The organism is Dactylosporangium sp. NPDC005555 (assembly GCF_040605635.1).
In the GTDB taxonomy this organism is placed as follows: Bacteria; Actinomycetota; Actinomycetes; order Mycobacteriales; family Micromonosporaceae; genus Dactylosporangium.
On sequence record NZ_JBEXDG010000057.1, the window covers coordinates 12,091 to 30,476 of the forward strand.

The window sequence follows — 18,386 nt, forward strand, 5'->3', positions numbered from 1 at the left end:
AGGATCGGCAGCGTTCGCGGAGCCCACTGCCCCGGTGAGCGCGGCAGGCGCCGCAGGCGCCGCGGACTCCCCTGTCGAGCGGCGCTCTCCCGGCTCGCAGCGCACCGCTGGGCCTGCGGGCTCGCCCGGGCTACAGGCGCCGCTCACCCCGCCGGCGCATCCCGGCCACCAGGCGCATCCCGCAGCTACGGCGCGCACCCAGGAATCCGAATACGAGATCCTCCTCGCCGCCCTGCGCGAAGACCCGCCGCAATAGCCCCCGCCGCACAGTTCTCCCGGCGCCGGACGTCCCGGCCGTGCGCAGGGGTGACACGCGCTCCGCACCGTTTCGGGTTCGGCGCTCGGGTTCGGCTTTGGGCTCGGCCTTGGGGCTCGGCCTTGGGGCTCGGCCTTGGGGCTCGGCCTTGGGGCTCGACCTTGGGGCTCGGCCTTGGGGCTCGGCCTTGGGGCTCGGGTTCGGTGCCGCTGCCGCGCCATCGGTCCCCGCGGTCGGCAGCGTCGTGCGGGGTTGGGCCGCATTCGAGTGCCCAGCCGCCACGAGTGGATCTCGGATTGCCCGGTGGAGCAGGTGTTGCCGGGGAGACCAGCGATCCACCGGGTAGTCCGGCCGCTGGGTCTCCTCGGCGGTCAGGCGGGCCCGGGCGGTGTCCAGCCAGCGCCGGCAGGCGAGGGCGAGCGGACCGCACAGGATGTACTCGCGCCGCATCGTTTCCGGGTTCGGCCGCATTCGGGTGCCCGCCGGGACGCCGCCGCGAGCGGATCTCGAAGTACCCGATGGAACATGCTGCCAGGGGACCGGCGATCCATCGGGTGGTCCTGCGGCCGAGCCCGCCGGGCCGAAGATCACCACCTGAACCGTGGTACTCCCCGGTCCAGCCATCGACACTGTCCGTTTTCTCATGATCCGGAAGGGTTTGTGTCGCCAGAGCAGCACAAACTCTTCCGGATCATCGAGAACGCCGCTGTGGGTGGTCTACTCGGCGGTCAGGCGGGCTCGGGCGGTGTCGAGCCAGCGTTGGCAGATGAGGGCGAGCTGTTCGCCGCGTTCCCACAGGGCCAGGGATTCTTCGAGGGCGGCGCCGCCGGACTCGAGCTTTTCCACGACCGTGGCGAGTTCGGCTCTTGCCTGCTCGTAGGACAGCTCGGTCACTGGGACTCCTTCGTCAGGAAGAGCACCGGGTCGGTGCGGCGGTGGACGCGTTCCCGGGGGGCGCCGCCCGGAGTCAGGACGACGATGGTGGCGCCTGCCGCGTGGGCGGCCCGGGTCAGGAACAGGGTGACGGCGCGGCGTTCGACGGCGACGGGTTCGGCGTCGAGGGTGCGGGCGTGGACCGGCATGCCGCTCGAGCGGGCTCGTTCGACGTGTCCGGGAGTGGGTGGGGGTTCGCCGACGGACCTGTGCCGGGCGGTGATCGGCTCGACGCCGGAAGGGACGCGCTGGTCGATCTCAGCGCCGGGCGGGCACCCCGTCAGCGGCAGGCACCCCGTCAGCGGCAGGCGGCCGGTGACCGTGGCGCCGGCCGCGGCGGGATCGCCCAGGGGTGCCAGGCGCGGCGTCCGCGACCGGGAGAGGAAGGACGGCTCCGGGGCCGCGGTGCCGGCAGGGGTCGGATCGACTCCGGCGAAAAGCATCGCAGCGGTCATGGAGACGAGCGGGTCGTGCCTGGAGTCCTGGATGCGTTGCGACATGTCAGTCCTCAGCGGGCCCGGAAACGGTGGCGGTGAAGGAGGACTCGGCGACCCGGACGCGGAGCTCGTCGCCGGTGGTGACGTCGGTGGCGGCGCGGACCACGCGGCCGTCGGGGCGTTGCACGATGGCGTACCCCCGCGTGAGCGTCGCCAGCGGGGACAGGGTCCTCAGCCGGGCGAGGGTGTGCTCCAGCTCGGTGCCGGCCCGGTCCAGACGGTGGCCCAGCACGCGGGCGGCCCGGTCGCGCAGCTGCGAGACGTCCGCCGCGCGGTTGTCGACCATGGACAGCGGGCGGGCGAAGACGGGGCGGGAGCGGATCGCGTCGAGGCGGTGCTGCTCACGGTCGAGCAGGCCCCGCATGGCCCGGTCCAGGCGCTGCTTGGCCTGGCCGATCAGGCGGAACTCGTCGGCGAGGTCGGGCACGATGCGCTTCGCGGCGTCGGTGGGGGTGGAGGCGCGCACGTCGGCGACGAAGTCGACGAGGGGCACGTCGGTCTCGTGGCCGACGGCGGAGACGACGGGGGTCCGGCACGCGAACACGGCCCGGCACAGCGCCTCGTCGGAGAACGGCAGCAGGTCCTCGGTGGAGCCGCCGCCGCGGGCCAGGACGATGACCTCGACGGTCTCGTCGCGGTCGAGGACGGCGAGGGCGTCGATGATCTGCGGCACCGCCGACGGGCCCTGCACGGCGACGTTGATGACCCGGAAGTCGACCGTGGGCCAGCGGCGGCGGGCGTTGGTCAGCACGTCGCGTTCGGCGGCGCTGGCCCGGCCGGTGATCAGGCCGATCTTCGCGGGGAGGAACGGCAGCCGGCGCTTGCGGGCCCGGTCGAACAGGCCCTCGGCGGCGAGGAGCTTCTTGAGCTGTTCGAGCCGGGCGAGCAGCTCGCCGAGGCCGACCTGGCGGATCTCGTCGGCGCGCAGGCTGAGCGAGCCGCGGGCGGCGTAGAACTCGGGCCGGGCGTGCACGACGATCCTGGCGCCGTCGCTGAGGCCGGGCGCGCCCATGTCGACGACGTCACGGTTGGTGGTGACGGTGAGACTCAGGTCCGCGGACGTGTCGCGCAGCGTCAGGAAGACGGTGCTGGTGCCGGGCCGGCGGGTGATCTGCGCGACCTGGCCGTCGACCCAGATCCAGCCGAGCTTGCCGATCCACGCACCGATCTTCTGCGAGACGACCCGCACCGGCCAGGGCGAGTCGGACGACGAAGGCGCACCATCCATCAAAGAACCTTAACCGCGCAGGTACGCGAGAACGGCCCGCACCCGGCGGTGGTCGTCCTCGTCCGGGGGAAGGTCCAGTTTGGACAGCAGGCTGTTGATGTGCTTGGAGACCGCGGCCTCCGACACGACGAGCGTCCGGGCGATCGCCGCGTTGGACCGCCCCTCGGCCATCAGGGCGAGCACGTCGCGCTCCCGCGGGGTGAGGCGCTGCAGGGGACCGCGGCGGCGGCCCAGCAGCTGCATCACCACCTCCGGGTCGACGACGGTGTGCCCCGCCGCGACCCGGTCCACGGCGTCGACGAACTCCGCCACATCCCCGATCCGATCTTTCAGCAAATACCCGACATATCCGTTGCGCCCGCAGTCGAGCAGCTCAGCGGCGTACGTCTGCTCGACGTACTGACTCAGGACCAGGACGGGCAGCGACACGAACGAGGCCCGCAACGCGATCGCGGCCTGCAACCCCTCGTCGGTGAACCCGGGCGGCATCCGCACGTCTGTGACGACCAGGTCGGGCCGCGCCGAATGGACCGCCGACACGAGCTCGGAGGCCGTGCCGACCGCGGCGACCACGTCATGGCCGAAACGCCGCAACAGACCCGCGATCCCCTCACGGATGAGGATGCCGTCCTCGGCGATCACGACCCGCACGGAAGCTCCACGTGCACCACCGTAGGCCCTCCGTGCGGGCTGGCGAGCGCGACGGTCCCACCCACGGCGGCCACCCTGTCGACGAGTCCCGCGAGGCCGGTGCCCCGGCGCGGGTCGGCGCCGCCCCGGCCGTCGTCGCGGACCTGCACGGTGAGCCGGTCGAACGCGACCGACGCGACGACCCTGGCCCGGCCCGCCCCGCTGTGCTTGGCGACGTTGGCGAGGGCCTCGACGACGACGAAGTACGCGGTCACCTCCACCGCCTGCGGCAGCCGCGCCGGCAACGCGATGTCGCAGTCCACGGTCAGCGGTGCCCGGTCGGCGACCTCGCTGACCGCCGCGGCGAGTCCCCGGTCCGTGAGGATCTTCGGGTGTACCCCACGGATGAGCTCCCGCAGCTCCGCGAGCGCCTCTTTCGCGAGGTCGTGCGCACGGCGTACCGAATCCGCGGCCGGGGAGTCATCGGGCAGCTCCAGGCGGGCCAGGCCGAGCTGCATGCTGAGCGCCACGAGCCGCTGCTGCGCGCCGTCGTGCAGGTCACGCTCGATCCGGCGGCGCTCGACCTCGAACGCGTCGACCAGCCGGGCGCGGGAGCGGGTCAGCTCGACCAGCTGCGGGTCGTCGTCGGCGCGGGGCGCCAGGATCGCCCGGGTGATCGCGGCGCGGGCGCCCGCCCAGGCCGTCATCGGATACAACATGACGATCCCGAGGACGAGCCCGGCGACGCTGCCGAAGAGGGTGAGCGACAGCGGGCTGTCGTCGATGTAGAGCGGACCGCACAGCAACGCGGTCACCGCCCACAGCGCGAACGCGACCACGAGCGCGTCGATCCAGGCCAGGATCGCGCAGGTCACGATCGTGTAGCCCAGCTCGCGCCAGGTCACCTGCTCCCGCAGCCGGGTCGTCACCCAGGCGACCAGGCCGGGCTGCTCCACGGGGCGGTGCGCGTCGGGCAGGTCGACGCGGTCGACGAGCCGGAGCCGCCACCGCTCGACCCGCGCGACGGCGATCCCGGACAGCGCGAACGCCAGGAAGCCGGCGATCCCGACCGCGACGAGGGTGAAGATCGCGCCGAACGCCAGCAGCCCCAGCAGGGCCGCCCCGACGATCATGCCGAACAGGCCGCCGCTGCCGAGGTACACCAGCGAACGCCACGGCCAGGACGACGTCAGGAACTTCGTCGGCGGCAGCGTCAACGACTCCAACGCGGATCGGACCGGCACCCCGGTGACGCTACCGACCGCGCGACCCGGGCACGGTAGAGCTGGCGTTACCTTCGGCTCTCCCCGCAGCGCGACTGTGCCGGCCCCGCGGAAACGGTTGGCTCGACAGCGTGACGACGACATTGCAAACGCGCCAGGCCGTCGAGCTGCACGGGGTCGGCCGCCGGTACGGCACCGGCGAGCAGGCCGTGACCGCGCTCGACCGGGTCTCCGTCGGGTTCGCCCCGGCCAGCTTCACCGCCGTGATGGGGCCGTCCGGCTCCGGCAAGTCGACCCTGCTGCACTGCGCGGCCGGTCTCGACCAGGTCAGCGAGGGCCGGGTCCTCGTCGACGGGGTCGAGCTCGGGCCGCTGCGGGAGAAGGCCAGGACCCGCCTGCGGCGCGACCGGATCGGCTTCGTGTTCCAGGCGTTCAACCTGGTCGCGTCGCTGACCGCGGCGCAGAACGTGGAGCTGCCGCTGCGTCTCGCCGGCCGCCGCGCCGCCGCCGGGCAGGTCGACGCGATGCTCGCCGAGGTCGGGCTCGCCGACCGGACCGGGCACCGGCCGGGCGAGCTGTCCGGCGGGCAGCAGCAGCGGGTCGCGATCGCCCGCGCCCTGGTCACCAGGCCGGTCGTGGTGTTCGCCGACGAGCCGACCGGGGCGCTGGACGCGACCGCGTCCCGGGAGGTGCTGCGGCTGCTGCGGGCCGCCGTCGACCGGCACGCCCAGACCGTCGTCATGGTCACCCACGACCCCCTGGCCGCCGCGTACGCCGACCGGGTCCTGTTCCTCGCCGACGGCGCGATCGTCGAGGACCTGCACGAGCCGCGCGGCGCCGAGCACATCGCGACCCGGATGGCGGCGCTGTCATGACCCTCGCATCGGTGCGGCACCGGTGGGCCGCTCTGCTCGGCACGTTCGCGGCGCTGCTGCTCGGCGTCGCCGTCATCTCCGGCTGCCTCACCCTGTGGGCCGCCGCGCAGCCCCGGGTGCCGGGCGCGCTCGCGGCCACGGACGCGGTGATCGCCCCGCCGTCGTCCGAGCCCGCCGAGGGTGGTTTCCCGGTGTACCGGCCGTGGTCGCCGGACGAGGTCACCTCGATCGTCGACCGGCTCACGGCGACGCCGGGGGTGGCCGCCGCGGTGCCGTTCCGGACGTTCTACGTGCAACGCCTCGTCGACGGACAACCCGTCGGGGACGCCTCCGACTCCCTGCACAGTGGACACGCGTGGTCGTCGGCGGCGCTCGGTGGGTACACCATCCGCGACGGAGAACCGCCGGGCGGTCGCGGTGAGGTCGCGGTGCCGGCCTCGGCGGGAGTGCCGGTCGGCGCGACGCTGCCGGTCCTGACCACCGCCGGGCCCGCGAGCTGGACCGTCACCGGGGTCTTCGACGGCGACGGTTTCTATGTCGACGAGGCCACCGCGTCGTCGCTGGCGGGTGGTGTACGGGTGATCGGCGTCCTCTTCGCGCCGGGCGCGTCCGTGCACCTGGACCCGGGTGGCACGGTCCTCGTCGGTGCCGCGCGGTCCGCGGTGGAGCCCGAGCAGGACGTCCGGACCAGGTGGCTCGGCGCGCAGCTGATCATCGCCACGGTGTTCGTCGGCGGGTTCGTCGCGGTGTTCGTGGTGTCGTCGACCTGCGCGTTCGCCGTCAGCACGCGGCGCCGGGAGCTCGGCCTGCTGCGCGCCGTGGGCGCCACGCCCGGGCAGGTGCGGCGGCTGCTGCTCACCGAGACGCTCGTGGTCGCGCTCGCCGCCGGTGTGCCCGGCGCGCTGCTCGGTGCGCTGACCGCGCCGCTGCTGGCCGGGCGGTTCGTGGCGGTCGGCCTGGAGCCGGAAGGCTTCACCGTCGGCGTGTCCTGGTGGGCGCTGGGCGTGTCGGTGCTGGCCGGGCTGGTCGTGGCCGTCACCGGGGTGTGGCTGTCGGCGCGGCGGGCCGGCCGGGTCCCGCCGCTGGAGGCGTTGCGCTCCTCCGCCGCGGAGCCGCGGCCGATGACCCGGACGCGGTGGGCGGCCGGGGTCCTGTGCGTCCTGGCCGGCGGTGGCATCGCGCTGCTCCTGCCCGGCTCGAGCGCGCAGGACAAGCCGACGCTGGTGCTCGGCTCGGCGATGCTGCTGCTGGTCGCCGCCGCATTGCTGGCTCCTGTCGTAGTGGTCGCGCTGGTACGGCTGCTGCCCGTCGGGCGGGGGGCGACCGCCGCGCTGGTGCGGGGCTCGGCGGCGGTGTCCGCCCGGCGGCTCGCGTCCGTCGCGGCGCCGGTGCTGGCGGCGGTGGGCTTCACGGTGCTGCTGGTGGGGACGTTCCAGACGGCCGCGGAGGCGGTGGACATCGAGGACGCCGCCGCGATGCCGGCCGCTTCGGTGGCTGCCGGGGTCGCCGGGGTTCCCGGGCTTTCCGAGGCCGCGGTGCTTGCGCAGTCCGGCCGGTCCACGCTGCCGTCGGTCGCGTACCTGCCGTCCGGCTCCGTCGTGGACATTTCCGGTGTGCCCGACTTTCCGGGCTTTTCGGTTCCATCGGGGCTGGGGTTGCGCGTCGGCGCGGTGGTGCCGGTGCGGTTCGTCGACGGAGTGGTGGTGGACCTGACCGTGACGGATATATCGGACACGGTGCTCTTGCCGCGGGACCTGGTGCGCCGGCACGACCCGACCGCGTTGACGCAGGTCGTGCACCTGTCGGGTTCGTTCGTGCCGTCGCCGGGCGCCACCTCGATGACGGCACGGGAGTACGTCTCGCGCGAGGCCGCCAGCGAGAACGACCTGGTCGACCTGTTCCTGGCCGTGCTGCTGGGCATCTCCGTCGGTTACACGGCGCTCGCCGTGGCCAACACCGTGCTCATGGCCACCCGTGCCCGGCGCGAGGAGCTGGTGACGCTGCACCGTACCGGCGCGACCGTGGCACAGACGGCGCGCTTCGTGGTGGTCGAGTCACTGCTCGCTGTCGCCATCGGCGTGCTGCTGGGCCTGGCCGTCGCGGTGCCGGCGCTCTACGAGGCACGGGCGGGCCTGCAGGACGAGATCGGGGCGCCTGTGACGCTCGTCATGCCGTGGCTCTGGCTGGCGGGAGTGGCGGGGGTCTGCGCGCTGCTCGCGGCTTTCGCGGCCCTTCTGCCGTTTCTGCGGCGGGGGATGTTGTCGGTGGAGGCACGTACCATGGCGGGGTGACTGGTTCGAAGCGCGTCCTGCTCGCCAAGCCCCGCGGCTACTGCGCCGGCGTCGACCGTGCTGTTCAGACGGTCGAGGAGGCCCTGAAGCTCTACGGCGCGCCGATCTACGTCCGCAAGGAGATCGTGCACAACAAGCACGTCGTCGGCACCCTGCAGTCCAAGGGCGCGATCTTCGTCGAGGAGAACGAGGAGGTGCCCGAGGGCGCCATCGTCGTCTTCTCCGCCCACGGCGTCGCCCCCGAGGTCCACGAGCAGGCCGCCGCCCGCTCCCTGAAGGCCATCGACGCGACCTGCCCGCTGGTCACCAAGGTCCACCAGGAGGCCCGCCGGTTCGCCGCCGACGACTACGACATCCTGCTCATCGGTCACGAGGGGCACGAAGAGGTCATCGGCACGGCCGGCGAGGCCCCCGCCCACATCCAGCTCGTCGACGGCCCCGAGGGCGTCGACAAGGTCACGGTCCGCGACCCCTCCAAGGTCGTCTGGCTCTCCCAGACCACCCTCTCGGTCGACGAGACGCTGGAGACGGTCGCCCGCCTCAAGACCAAGCTCCCCCTGCTGATGTCGCCGCCCAGCGACGACATCTGCTATGCCACGTCCAACCGGCAGGACGCAGTGAAGGCCATGGCCCCCAACTGCGACGTGGTCCTGGTCGTCGGCTCCCAGAACTCCTCCAACTCCCAGCGCCTGCGCGAGGTCGCCGTCGACGCGGGCGCCGACGCCGGCTACCTCATCGACTACGCCCACGAGATCCAGGACGCCTGGCTCACCGGCGCCACCACCGTCGGCGTCACCTCAGGCGCCTCCGTGCCGGAGGAGCTGGTCATGGAGGTCCTCGACTTCCTGGCCGCCCGCGACTTCACCGACGTGGCGGAGATCACCACCGCTCAGGAGAAACTCGTCTTCTCCCTCCCCCAGGAGCTCAAGCGCGACATGAAGGCCGGCGCCGCCGCCCGCGCCGCCGAGGTCGCCAAGACCCTGTCGTAGCCCCCTGCCCGCGTCGCCCGACGCGCAGCACCTCGGCCTGCCCGCGCTGCACGCGGCACCTGGCATCTGGCACGCAGCACCTCGGCCTGCCCGCGCGGCACCTGGCACGCGGCACCTCGGCCGAGCAGTGCCCTTGGCGTTCCTGACAAGGTCGCCTGACGTGCCGGTCGGTGAGGACGCAGGTCTGCGCGCCCCCGAGGCCCGGAACTCGACAACATGGTGGATCGCTGGGGTCACCGGACCAGTGATCCACCGGGTCGTCGCGCGGCCGGAAGTCGGGCGGTGGGCCAGGGAGCGCCGGGCTCAGCGGGCGGTGGCTATAACGCTGACCGGGGGGTCGCCGTGGGTGTACACGGTGTCGACGACGCGCTGGAGGGCGGGGTTGGCCCGGACACGGTCGTAGGCTCTGACCTTGATGCGGTCGCGGTCGAAGTCGATGCGGCCCTTGTCGTCCGGCCGGTAGCGGACCCAGGTCTCCTCGCCGAGCATCGGTGCGGCCGTGCCGCGCAGGTGCACCTTGATGGAGGCCAGGAACGGGGCCGCGTCGTCGGGGAAGACCTGGACGCCGACGGTGTAGCGGGTCTGGTCAGGGCCGAGGTCGACGTGTGCGATCTCCCCGCGAGCGGTGACCGCGTTGGCGCCGGGCTTCCGGCCGAGTCCGAACATGAGCCGGACGGTAATCGGCGGACCGCAGGCGCGCGATCATGTGCCCGACACTAGCGGAGCGACGACGCCAGGCGCTGGAGCTGCGCGTCGGTGGCGCGGCCGAAGATGACGACGGTGCGGCCGGTGGCGGACTGCGTGAGGGCGCGCTCGCCGGGGCGGCCGTCGTCGTGGCGCTGCCAGTCGGTGCCGTTGACGGAGACCGGAGCGCCGGGGGTGCCGCCGGTGCCGATGATCGCCGGGATCAGGGTGGCGGCGGGCTGGGCGCTCTGGACGACCTGCATCGCGCCGTCGGAGGGGGCGGTCACGCCGAGGCGCAGGACGCCGTCGGTGAAGGCGGCCGAGGCGATCCGCCAGCCCGGCGGCAGCTCCGAAGGCTTGAGCGGGGTGAACTGGCCGGCGCGCTGGACCGAGCCGTACACCTCGTCGGCGTCGACGGCCGGTGGGTCCTCGTGGCCGAGGTAGCGGTAGAAGCCCACGAGCAGGAAGACCGGCACCAGCAGGACCAGCATCGACAGTGCCATGTCCCGGGGGCGACGACCGGCGCGCTCCGGGGACGGGGAGGCGGGCGCAGGAGCGGGAGCAGCGGTTTCCACCAGTACATCGTGAACCATCGGATGGAAGATGCCACAACGGCCCGGTCCGCAGCGACGCGGGACACGCCGGCCTGCCACGATGACAGGTGGCCCGCCCGCCCACGCAACGCCGCGCGAGGAGAGCACACATGAGTCGTGAGATGGATCGGAACCTGGCCCTCGACCTGGTACGAGTCACGGAGGCCGCGGCGATGGCCGCCGGGCGCTGGGTCGGACGGGGTGACAAGAACGGCGGCGACGGCGCGGCCGTCGACGCGATGCGCCTGCTGATCAACTCGGTGCCGATGCAGGGTGTCGTGGTGATCGGCGAGGGCGAGAAGGACAACGCGCCGATGCTGTACAACGGCGAGCGGGTCGGGGACGGCACCGGACCCGAGGTGGACGTGGCGGTCGACCCGGTCGACGGCACGACGCTGATGAGCAAGGGGATGCCCAACGCGGTCGCGGTCCTCGCCGTCGCGGAGCGGGGCGCGATGTTCGACCCGAGCGCCGTGTTCTACATGGAGAAGCTGGCCGTCGGGCCGGACTACGCGGACGTGATCAACATCGACGCCGGCGTGGAGGAGAACCTGCGGCGGATCGCCCGGGTGAAGCGCTCCAGCGTCTCCGACGTGACGGTGTGCGTCCTGGACCGGCCCCGGCACAAGCAGCTGGTCCAGCAGGTCAGGCAGACCGGGGCCAGGATCCGGTTCATCTCCGACGGGGACATCGCCGGGGCGATCAGCGCCGCCCGCGAAGGATCCGAGACCGACGTGCTGATGGGCGTCGGCGGCACCCCTGAGGGCATCGTCGCCGCGGTGGCCCTGAAATGCATGGGCGGCGCGATCCAGGCGAAGCTGTGGCCGCAGGACGAGGCCGAGCGGGAGAAGGCGCTCGCCGCCGGCCACGATCTCGGTCGCGTGCTGCACACCGACGACCTGGTCAGCGGCGACAACATGTTCTTCTGCGCGACCGGCGTGACCAGCGGCGACCTGCTCAAGGGCGTCCGCTACCGCCGCGGCGGGGCGGAGACGCAGTCGATCGTGATGCGGTCCCGGTCCGGCACGATCCGGGTGGTCGACTCGTTCCACCGGCTGGAGAAGCTGCGCGCCTACTCGCTGGTCGACTTCGACGGCACCCTGCCGCCGCTGGGGATCGAGTCCGAGGGCACGTTGCCGAGCACCGACTGAACGGCCTCGTCCACCGGCGTGTGCGTCAGGCCGAACGTGGCGGTGACCCGCGAGGAGTCGAGCACGAACGGCTTGACGTGCTGGTGGCGGACCTCGCGGAACTCCTTGGCGAACCTGTCGGTCAGCCCGGCGGCCCACACGGCGGCGGCCGGGTAGGAGCGCAGGCGCGGGGCGGGCAGGCCGTCGAGGCGGGCCACGGTCGCCAGCATCGACCGGGCGGTCATCGGGGGCGGTGAGGGCACGTGCCACGCCCGCCCCCACGCCCGCTCGTCGGTCGCGAGGGAGATCAGCGTGTCGGCGACGTCGCCGATGTACGTGTAGCTGTGCGGCACGTCCAGCGACCCGGGGAGCCACGCGGTCTTGCCGGCCCGCATCGCCGGCAGCGCCATCTCGATGATCGACAAGGTCGGGCTGATGTAGTCCGACGCGCGGGCCTCGAACGTGCGGATCCCGGCGGCCAGGGCGTCCTGCCACATCCTGACCCGGACGCGGCCCTTGTGCCCGGTGGCCGCCAGGGGCGTGTCCTCGGTCATCGGCCGGTCGACGCGGCCGTAGCCGTACAGGTTGCCGGTGATCGCGAGGACGGCGTCGCCGGCGGCGGCGGCGCGGATCAGCGCGTCGTTGATCGGCGGCCAGTCGGCCGGCCAGGCGTGGTACTGCGGGTTGACGCAGTTGTAGATGACGCTCGCGCCGGCGGTGACGGAGCGCAGGGCGACCCCGTCGGCGGCGTCGGCGGCGACGCGCTCGATGAGCGGGTGAACGGGCCCGGCGCCGGAGCGGCTGACGATCCTGACGTGTTCTCCGAACACCGCGAGCCGCTCGGCGACGATCGAGCCGACGGCGCCCGCACCGACGATGACCTGCATGACTGCCTCCCCTAACCGTGTATACGAGATCAGTGCTCTCTCAGTAGAGCATGCGTCGCACGCCAAATCAAGAGCAGTGCTCTCGTCAGCGAGCATGCGACTATGTACTGCATGAAGGCGACCAGCATCAGGGCACGCGTCCGTGCGGAGATGACCGACGAGATCAAGGTGATCGCCCGGCGGCACCTGGCCACCGACGGGGCCAACCTGTCCCTGCGCGCGGTGGCCCGCGACCTCGGCGTCGTGTCGTCGGCGATCTACCGGTACTTCGCCAGTCGCGACGACCTGCTGACGGCGCTGATCCTCGACGCGTACAACTCGCTCGGCCAGACGGTGGAGGACCGGGAGCGCGCCGTGGAGCGCGACGACCTCACCGGCCGGTGGATGGCCGTCTGCGACGCGGTGCGGGGCTGGGCGCTGGAGCGCCCGCACGAGTACGCGCTGATCTACGGCAGCCCGGTCCCCGGCTACCAGGCGCCGCCGGACACGATCGCCGCCGCGACCAGGGCGGTCACCGTCCTGGGCACGATCATCCAGGACGCCGCGGTGACCGGAAGGGTCCAGACGCGCACAGGACCGCCGGCGGCCGAACTGCCGGACGAGGTCGCCGAGGACGTGCGGCGGGCCGGCTCGGTGATCGCGCCGGACGTGCCCGACGCCGTCACCGCCCGGGCGCTGTCGGCCTGGGTGACGCTGTTCGGGCTGGTGAGCTTCGAGCTGTTCGGGCAGCTCAACAACGTCGTCCAGCACCGCGACGAGTTCTTCGGGCACCAGATGCTGGCCCAGGCGAGGTTCGTCGGCATCTGACGCCGCCGCCCTGCTCGCGGGATGAAGGTCAGGGGGTCGGGACGCCGAATCCGACGGTCGTGCCGCTGCCCTCGATCGACTCCAGGGCGATCCAGCCGCCGTGCGCCTCCACGATCGCCTTGCTGATCGCCAGCCCCAGCCCGCTGCCCTTGATCGCCCGCTGCTGCGCGTCGGCGGTGCGGAAGAAGCGGGTGAACAGCATGCCCTGCTCGTGCTCCGGGATGCCGACGCCGGTGTCGCGGATCCAGACGACGACCTCGCCGTCGCGTTCCCGGCCGGTGACGGTGACCGAGCCGCCCGGGTCGGAGAACTTGACGGCGTTGGTCAGCAGGTTGAGCACGACGCGTTCGAGCTGGTCGCCGTCGCCCTGCACGACCGGGATGTGCTCGTCGATGTCCAGGACGACGCTGAGGCCGGCGGTCTCCACCGACGGGCGGATCGCCTCGAAGGCGGCGTCGATGACGTGCTTCACCTTCACCGGGCCGACGCTGAGCGTGAGCGTGCCGGACTCGATCCGGGAGAACGTCAGCAGGTCCTCGATCAGGTCGAGCAGACGGCGGCCGTTGCGGTCGATGATGCCGACGATCTTGCGTTCGGTCGCGCCGAGGGTGCTGGCGTGCGCGTCGGCGAGGATCTCCGTGTACCCGCGGATGCTGGTCAGCGGCGTACGCAGCTCGTGGGAGACCGTGGCGACGAACTCGCTCTTGAGCCGGTCGAGCTCCTGCAGGTCGCTGTTGGTGCGGGCGAGCCGCGCCGCCTGCCGCTGCAGGGCCTCCTCGGCGCGGCGGCGGTCGGTGACGTCGGCGATCTGGTGCACGACGTGGTGCGCCCCCGGATGCCTGCTGACGCCCGCGCTGATCAGTGACGCCGAGTACTGCCCCCACAGCGGCGCGCCGTCGGAGCGGCACAACCGCAGCTCCTTGCTCACCTTCTCCGCCTCACCGGCGACGAGGCGCTGCATCTTGTCCGCGACGATCGCCCGGTCCTCCTCGACGACCATGTCCAGCAGCAGCTGCGACGGCTGCAGGCCGGTCATGCGGGCCAGCTCCTGGTTGACCTCCAGCACGTGGCCGGCGAGGTCGGTGACGGCCATGCCGACCGGGGCGTGGTCGAAGGCGGCACGGAACGTCTCCTGCGCGCGGCGCTGGTCGGCGGCGAGCCGCTGCTGCGACAGGGCGTGCTGCACGGCCGAGGCGAGCCTGCTGAGCCGGTCCTTGAGCAGGTAGTCCACGGCACCGTGGCGCAGCGCGTCGACGCACGACTCCTCGCTCATCGCGCCGCTGACCACGATCGTGGGGATGTCGTAGCCGCCGGTACGCAACATGTGCAGCGCTTCGAGGGCGGTGAACCGCGGCAGCGAGTAGTCGGCGAGGATCACCTCGGGCGGGCCCTCGGGGTGCTCCAGCGCGGCCTGGAACTCCTCGCCGGACTCGACCCGCTGCCACACGGGCGCGAACCCGGCGCGCCGCAGCTCGAACGCGAGCATCTCGGCGTCGTCGGGGTTGTCCTCGAGGAGCAGGATCCTCATGAGTGCGAGTCGGTCAGGTTGAGGCCCAGCCAGTACAGGCCGATGCTGTTGACGGCGGCCATGAACTGCTCCATGTCGACGGGTTTGACGATGTAGCTGTTGGCCCCGAGCTCGTAGCAGGCGTGCAGGTCGCGGTCCTGCGCCGACGAGGTGAGCATGACGACCGGGATGTGCCGGGTCCGCGCGTCGGCCTTGACCCGGCGCAGCACGTCGATGCCGTCGACCAGCGGGAGCTTGATGTCCAGCAGCACGACCTGCGGCGGGTCGGCGGCGCCCGGCCCGAACAGGTGGTCCAGCGCCTCGGCGCCGTCGCGGGCGACGTCGATGTTGCGGGCGAAGCTCCCCCGCTCGAACGCGAGCCGGGCGAGCTCCAGGTCGTCGGGGTTGTCCTCGACGAGCAGGACCCTGTTCGACAGCGGTTTCACCCGCCCACCTCCAACAGCGATCGTGCGTATGCCGGAAGGGTGAAGTAGAACGTGGCGCCCTCGCCGGGGGCCGCGTCGGCCCAGATCTGGCCGCCGTGCCGCAGCACGATGCGGTGGGTCAGGGCGAGCCCGATGCCGGTGCCCTCGTAGTCCTCCGCCCGGTGCAGGCGCTGGAAGACCTTGAAGAGCTTGTCGGCGTACCGCATGTCGAAGCCGGCGCCGTTGTCCTTGACGTAGTACGTGGCGTCGCCGCCGGCGGTGACCCGGTGCCCGATCTCGATCGTCGCCGGGGAGACGTCGCGGGTGTACTTCACGGCGTTGCCGACCAGGTTGGCCACCACGTGCCGGATGAGGCGCGGGTCGCCCTCCGCGTCGGGCAGGTCCCCGACGGTGAGGACGAGGTCGCGGGTGCCGCGCTCCACGCCGAGCTCCTCCCAGACGTCGGCGACGAGCTGGTCCACGTGCACCCGCAGGCTCGCCATCTCCTGCCGCTGCAGCCTGGAGAAGGCAAGGAGCCCGTCGATCAGCTCACCCATGTGCTGGGCGCCGGCGCGGATCCGGGCGAGGTACCGGCGGCCCTGATCGTCGAGCGCGTCGCCGTGGTCGAGGGCGAGCATCTTCGCGAAGCCGTCGACCGCCCGCAACGGTGCCCTGAGGTCGTGGGAGACGCTGTACGAGAAGGACTCCAGCTCGGCGTTGGCCTCGCGCAGGTCGGCGGTGCGCTCGGCGACGCGCACCTCGAGCTCGGCGTTGACCTGCTCGACCGCCAGCTCCGCCGTCCTGCGCTCGGTGATGTCGCGCAGCACGGCGACCGCGCCGTCCGCGCCCTCGGGGCCCTCGGGGCCCTCGGGGCTCTCGGGGCCTTCGGGGCCTTCGGGGCCTTCGTGGCCTTCGGCGCCACCGTGGCGGACCAGCGCCCGGATCCGGATGTCGAGCCGGCGGCCGCGCACGATCGCCTCCACCTGTGACTCCAGGTGCCGCCGCACGAGGTCGCGGAACTCGTACGGGGTGGTGCCGTCGGCCTCGTAGGCGTCGAGCAGCCGGGCCCATTCGGCCGTCGGGTGCCGCTCGATGTCGTCGCCGAGCAGCTCGCGGGCTCTCGGGTTGAGCCACACCGCGGCGCCGCCGGCGTCGAGGACCACGACGCCGTCGCCGATCGTGCTCATCACCGCGGACAGCAGGGTCGCCTGGTGCCGCAGGTCGGCGGTGGCCTGGGTGACCCGCTCCTCGGCCCGGCGGCGCGACGTCGCGAGGGTGTGGACCAGCATGGCGGTGACGGCGGTGAGCGCGAGGCCGCTGACCACCATGCCGGCCTGGTCCTGCACGGCGACGACGAAGCCGACCGAGGTGGCCCCGGGCAGCCACAGCTGGCCGAGCGGGGCGGTGGCGGTGGCGAACGACCGCGCGTCGACCGCCGGCACCGCCTCGAGTCCGCCGGCCGTCAGCTGCACCGCGTCGACGTACCGCTGGGCGGTCGAGGCCACCGACTCCTGCGCCGCGGCGACCCGCCGGTCCAGGGTCTGGCCGGCGTTGACCAGCTCGACGCGGTGCATCAGCAGCCCCGCCCCGCCGGAGACCAGCAGGCCGAGCAGCACCACCCCGAACACCTGGAGACGGACGCCCACCACGCATCTCAGATCGGCGGTGCGCCGAGGTAATTGAGGAGTTGCTCACCCGTTGTCGGAGGAGTGTCCCGGGAAGAGATGGGCGGCCGGGTCGATGATCACGGCGGCGTTGTTGACGGCGGTGGCCGCCTCGCCGAAGCCGACCGCGATGAGCCGGACCTTGCCCGGATACTCGCTGATGTCGCCGGCGGCGAACACCCGCGGCAGGTTGGTCGCGGTGGTCGAGTCGACCTTGATGTGGCGCCTGTCCAGGTCGAGGCCCCAGTCCGCGAGGGGGCCGAGGTCGGCGGTGAAGCCGAGCGCGGCCACGACCGAGTCCGCCGGCAGGGTGCGCGGCCCGGCGCCGCGGACGGTGACGTCGACGCCGGTGCACCGCCCACCGCCCTCGGCACCGGCGCGGATCCGGGTGACCTCGGCGTTGACGATGATCTCGATCGGCAGCGCCTGCGCGCGGGCGACGGTGGAGGCGTGCGCGCGGAACCTCTCCCGGCGGTGCACGAGCGTCACCGACCGCGCCAGGGGCTGCAGGGCGAGGGCCCAGTCGAAGGCGGAGTCGCCGCCGCCGACGATGACCACGTCGTGGCCGGCGAGGTCGGCCAGGTGCGGCACGAAGAAGACCAGGCCGGTCCCGGCGAAGCCCTCCGCGGCGGGCAGCGGGCGGGCGGTGAAGCTGCCCAGCCCGCCGGTGATGAGCACGGCCCCGCAGTGCAGGACGGTGCCGTCGGACAGGGTCAGCACGGGCCGCCCGTCGTCGTAGGCGAGGGTCTCGGCCCGCATGCCGAGCAGGTACTGGGGACGGAACTGGTCGGCCTGCTCGACCAGGTTGGCGACCAGGTCCCTGCCGCGGATGCCGGGGAACCCCGCGACATCGAAAATCATCTTCTCCGGGTACATCGCCGTGACCTGGCCGCCGGGCTCCGGCAGCGCGTCGATCACCGCGGTGCTGAGCCCCCGGAAGCCCGCGTAGTACGCACCGAAGAGGCCGGCCGGTCCCGCGCCGACGATGGCCAGGTCCACTTCCCGCATAAGGGCACGCTATGCGGCATCGGTGCCGATGGCCAGAGGATCGCCTTCGCGCGCGGCGACGGTGCCGGGTCGTCTTCGCGCGCTACGTGGCGTCGGTGCCGATGGCCAGGGGGTCGTCGGACCGGCGCGGGCGGCGGCGGCGGAACAGGATCGCCGCGACCAGGCCCGCGATGAACCCGCAGAGGTGGCCCTGCCAGGAGACCCCTTCCTCGCCCGGCAGCACGCCGAAGAGCTGCCAGCCGTACAGCAGCCCGATGAGGACACCGACGGCGATGTGCCACCAGCTGTGCTCCACCACGCCACGCATCAGGATCACGCCGAGATAGCCGAAGATGACGCCGCTGGCGCCGACGACCACGGTGTCCGGATCGCCGATGAACCACACCCCGACGCCGGCGACGAGCGCGATGAAGGCGGTGGTGAGCAGGAAGCGGGTGGTGCCGGCGGCGAGCACGAACGTGCCGAGCAGGATCAGCGGGATGCTGTTGGCCAGGACGTGGCCGAAGCCCGCGTGCAGGAACGGCGAGAAGAGGATGCCGTCGAGCCCGTCGATGTGGTGCGGCCGGATGCCGCCGTCCTGGTCGAGCCGCTCACCGGTGAGCCGGTCGAGGAACTCGATCGCGAACAGGACCGGGACGAACGCGCACATGGCGACGAAGGCCCGGCCGACCGAGGCGTAGAACGCCTCGGTGCCGAAGCGGTTGGGGTCGGACTGACCAGTCGCGTCGAGGGTCACGCCACTGTGGTAACAGGTTTCCC

General features: G+C 72.6%; 18 protein-coding genes. 5 read left to right on the forward strand and 13 right to left on the reverse strand.

The features are described from left to right. Positions 1–973 precede the first annotated feature (973 nt). From ABZS58_RS40350 to ABZS58_RS40370, 5 genes are read right to left on the reverse strand one after another with little or no spacing between them, the layout of a single operon-like run. Positions 974–1,150, reverse strand: coding sequence for an exodeoxyribonuclease VII small subunit (locus tag ABZS58_RS40350; RefSeq protein WP_354788993.1), 177 nt, complete (start codon positions 1,148–1,150; stop codon positions 974–976). Further along, a complete protein-coding gene (locus tag ABZS58_RS40355; protein ID WP_354788995.1) occupies positions 1,147–1,689 on the reverse strand; it encodes a hypothetical protein in 543 nt (180 codons plus the stop codon). Before ABZS58_RS40355 ends, ABZS58_RS40350 begins: the two co-directional genes overlap by 4 nt. 1 nt (position 1,690) lies before the next feature. Next, positions 1,691–2,914, reverse strand: coding sequence for an exodeoxyribonuclease VII large subunit (gene xseA / locus ABZS58_RS40360; protein WP_354788997.1), 1,224 nt, complete (start codon positions 2,912–2,914; stop codon positions 1,691–1,693). Between the two features lie 9 nt (positions 2,915–2,923). Next, complete coding sequence (locus ABZS58_RS40365; protein ID WP_354788998.1) at positions 2,924–3,565, reverse strand: response regulator transcription factor; 642 nt, start codon at positions 3,563–3,565, stop codon at positions 2,924–2,926. Next, positions 3,553–4,788 (reverse strand): sensor histidine kinase, encoded by a 1,236-nt coding sequence (locus ABZS58_RS40370; protein ID WP_354789000.1) that lies wholly within the window; start codon positions 4,786–4,788, stop codon positions 3,553–3,555. The genes ABZS58_RS40365 and ABZS58_RS40370 overlap by 13 nt, the downstream gene beginning before the upstream one ends. A 110-nt stretch (positions 4,789–4,898) precedes the next feature. Between ABZS58_RS40370 and ABZS58_RS40375 the strand changes: the two genes are divergently transcribed. From ABZS58_RS40375 to ABZS58_RS40385, 3 genes are read left to right on the forward strand one after another with little or no spacing between them, the layout of a single operon-like run. Then, complete coding sequence (locus tag ABZS58_RS40375) at positions 4,899–5,642, forward strand: ABC transporter ATP-binding protein (protein ID WP_354789002.1); 744 nt, start codon at positions 4,899–4,901, stop codon at positions 5,640–5,642. Beyond that, on the forward strand, positions 5,639–7,933 hold the full coding sequence (locus ABZS58_RS40380) for an ABC transporter permease (protein WP_354789003.1): 2,295 nt from the start codon (positions 5,639–5,641) through the stop codon (positions 7,931–7,933). Before ABZS58_RS40375 ends, ABZS58_RS40380 begins: the two co-directional genes overlap by 4 nt. Continuing rightward, positions 7,930–8,922, forward strand: coding sequence for a 4-hydroxy-3-methylbut-2-enyl diphosphate reductase (locus ABZS58_RS40385; protein WP_354789004.1), 993 nt, complete (start codon positions 7,930–7,932; stop codon positions 8,920–8,922). The genes ABZS58_RS40380 and ABZS58_RS40385 overlap by 4 nt, the downstream gene beginning before the upstream one ends. Before the next feature lie 303 nt (positions 8,923–9,225). On the opposite strand, the gene ABZS58_RS40390 is transcribed toward ABZS58_RS40385, so the two are convergent. Continuing rightward, positions 9,226–9,588 carry a hypothetical protein gene (locus ABZS58_RS40390; protein WP_354789005.1) on the reverse strand — a complete coding sequence of 121 codons (363 nt, stop codon included), beginning with the start codon at positions 9,586–9,588 and terminating at the stop codon, positions 9,226–9,228. A gap of 50 nt (positions 9,589–9,638) precedes the next feature. After that, positions 9,639–10,181 (reverse strand): DUF4245 domain-containing protein, encoded by a 543-nt coding sequence (locus ABZS58_RS40395; protein WP_354789006.1) that lies wholly within the window; start codon positions 10,179–10,181, stop codon positions 9,639–9,641. Positions 10,182–10,309: 128 nt separating this feature from the next. Between ABZS58_RS40395 and glpX the strand changes: the two genes are divergently transcribed. Continuing rightward, positions 10,310–11,350, forward strand: coding sequence for a class II fructose-bisphosphatase (gene glpX, locus ABZS58_RS40400; RefSeq protein ID WP_354789007.1), 1,041 nt, complete (start codon positions 10,310–10,312; stop codon positions 11,348–11,350). Here glpX and ABZS58_RS40405 read toward each other — a convergent pair. Next, a complete protein-coding gene (locus tag ABZS58_RS40405; protein ID WP_354789008.1) occupies positions 11,272–12,216 on the reverse strand; it encodes an NAD-dependent epimerase in 945 nt (314 codons plus the stop codon). The genes glpX and ABZS58_RS40405 overlap by 79 nt on opposite strands. 111 nt (positions 12,217–12,327) lie before the next feature. On the opposite strand from ABZS58_RS40405, the gene ABZS58_RS40410 reads away from it, so the two are divergent. Further along, positions 12,328–13,023 (forward strand): TetR/AcrR family transcriptional regulator, encoded by a 696-nt coding sequence (locus tag ABZS58_RS40410; RefSeq protein WP_354789009.1) that lies wholly within the window; start codon positions 12,328–12,330, stop codon positions 13,021–13,023. Between the two features lie 28 nt (positions 13,024–13,051). On the opposite strand, the gene ABZS58_RS40415 is transcribed toward ABZS58_RS40410, so the two are convergent. The 5 genes from ABZS58_RS40415 to ABZS58_RS40435 all read right to left on the reverse strand — a co-directional run bounded on the left by ABZS58_RS40415 (position 13,052) and on the right by ABZS58_RS40435 (position 18,363). Beyond that, on the reverse strand, positions 13,052–14,551 hold the full coding sequence (locus ABZS58_RS40415; RefSeq protein WP_354789011.1) for an ATP-binding protein: 1,500 nt from the start codon (positions 14,549–14,551) through the stop codon (positions 13,052–13,054). After that, positions 14,548–14,976: a response regulator gene (locus ABZS58_RS40420; RefSeq protein WP_354789012.1), complete on the reverse strand. Its 429-nt coding sequence runs from the start codon at positions 14,974–14,976 to the stop codon at positions 14,548–14,550. The genes ABZS58_RS40415 and ABZS58_RS40420 overlap by 4 nt, the downstream gene beginning before the upstream one ends. After that, the gene (locus ABZS58_RS40425; protein ID WP_354789013.1) at positions 14,973–16,601 is read right to left on the reverse strand and encodes an ATP-binding protein; all 1,629 of its coding nucleotides are present in this window, start codon (positions 16,599–16,601) and stop codon (positions 14,973–14,975) included. Before ABZS58_RS40425 ends, ABZS58_RS40420 begins: the two co-directional genes overlap by 4 nt. A gap of 45 nt (positions 16,602–16,646) precedes the next feature. Then, entirely contained in the window at positions 16,647–17,627 is a 981-nt protein-coding gene (locus ABZS58_RS40430; protein WP_354789014.1) for an NAD(P)/FAD-dependent oxidoreductase, read from the reverse strand. Positions 17,628–17,709: 82 nt separating this feature from the next. Next, positions 17,710–18,363: a rhomboid family intramembrane serine protease gene (locus tag ABZS58_RS40435; protein WP_354789015.1), complete on the reverse strand. Its 654-nt coding sequence runs from the start codon at positions 18,361–18,363 to the stop codon at positions 17,710–17,712. Positions 18,364–18,386: the final 23 nt, after the last annotated feature.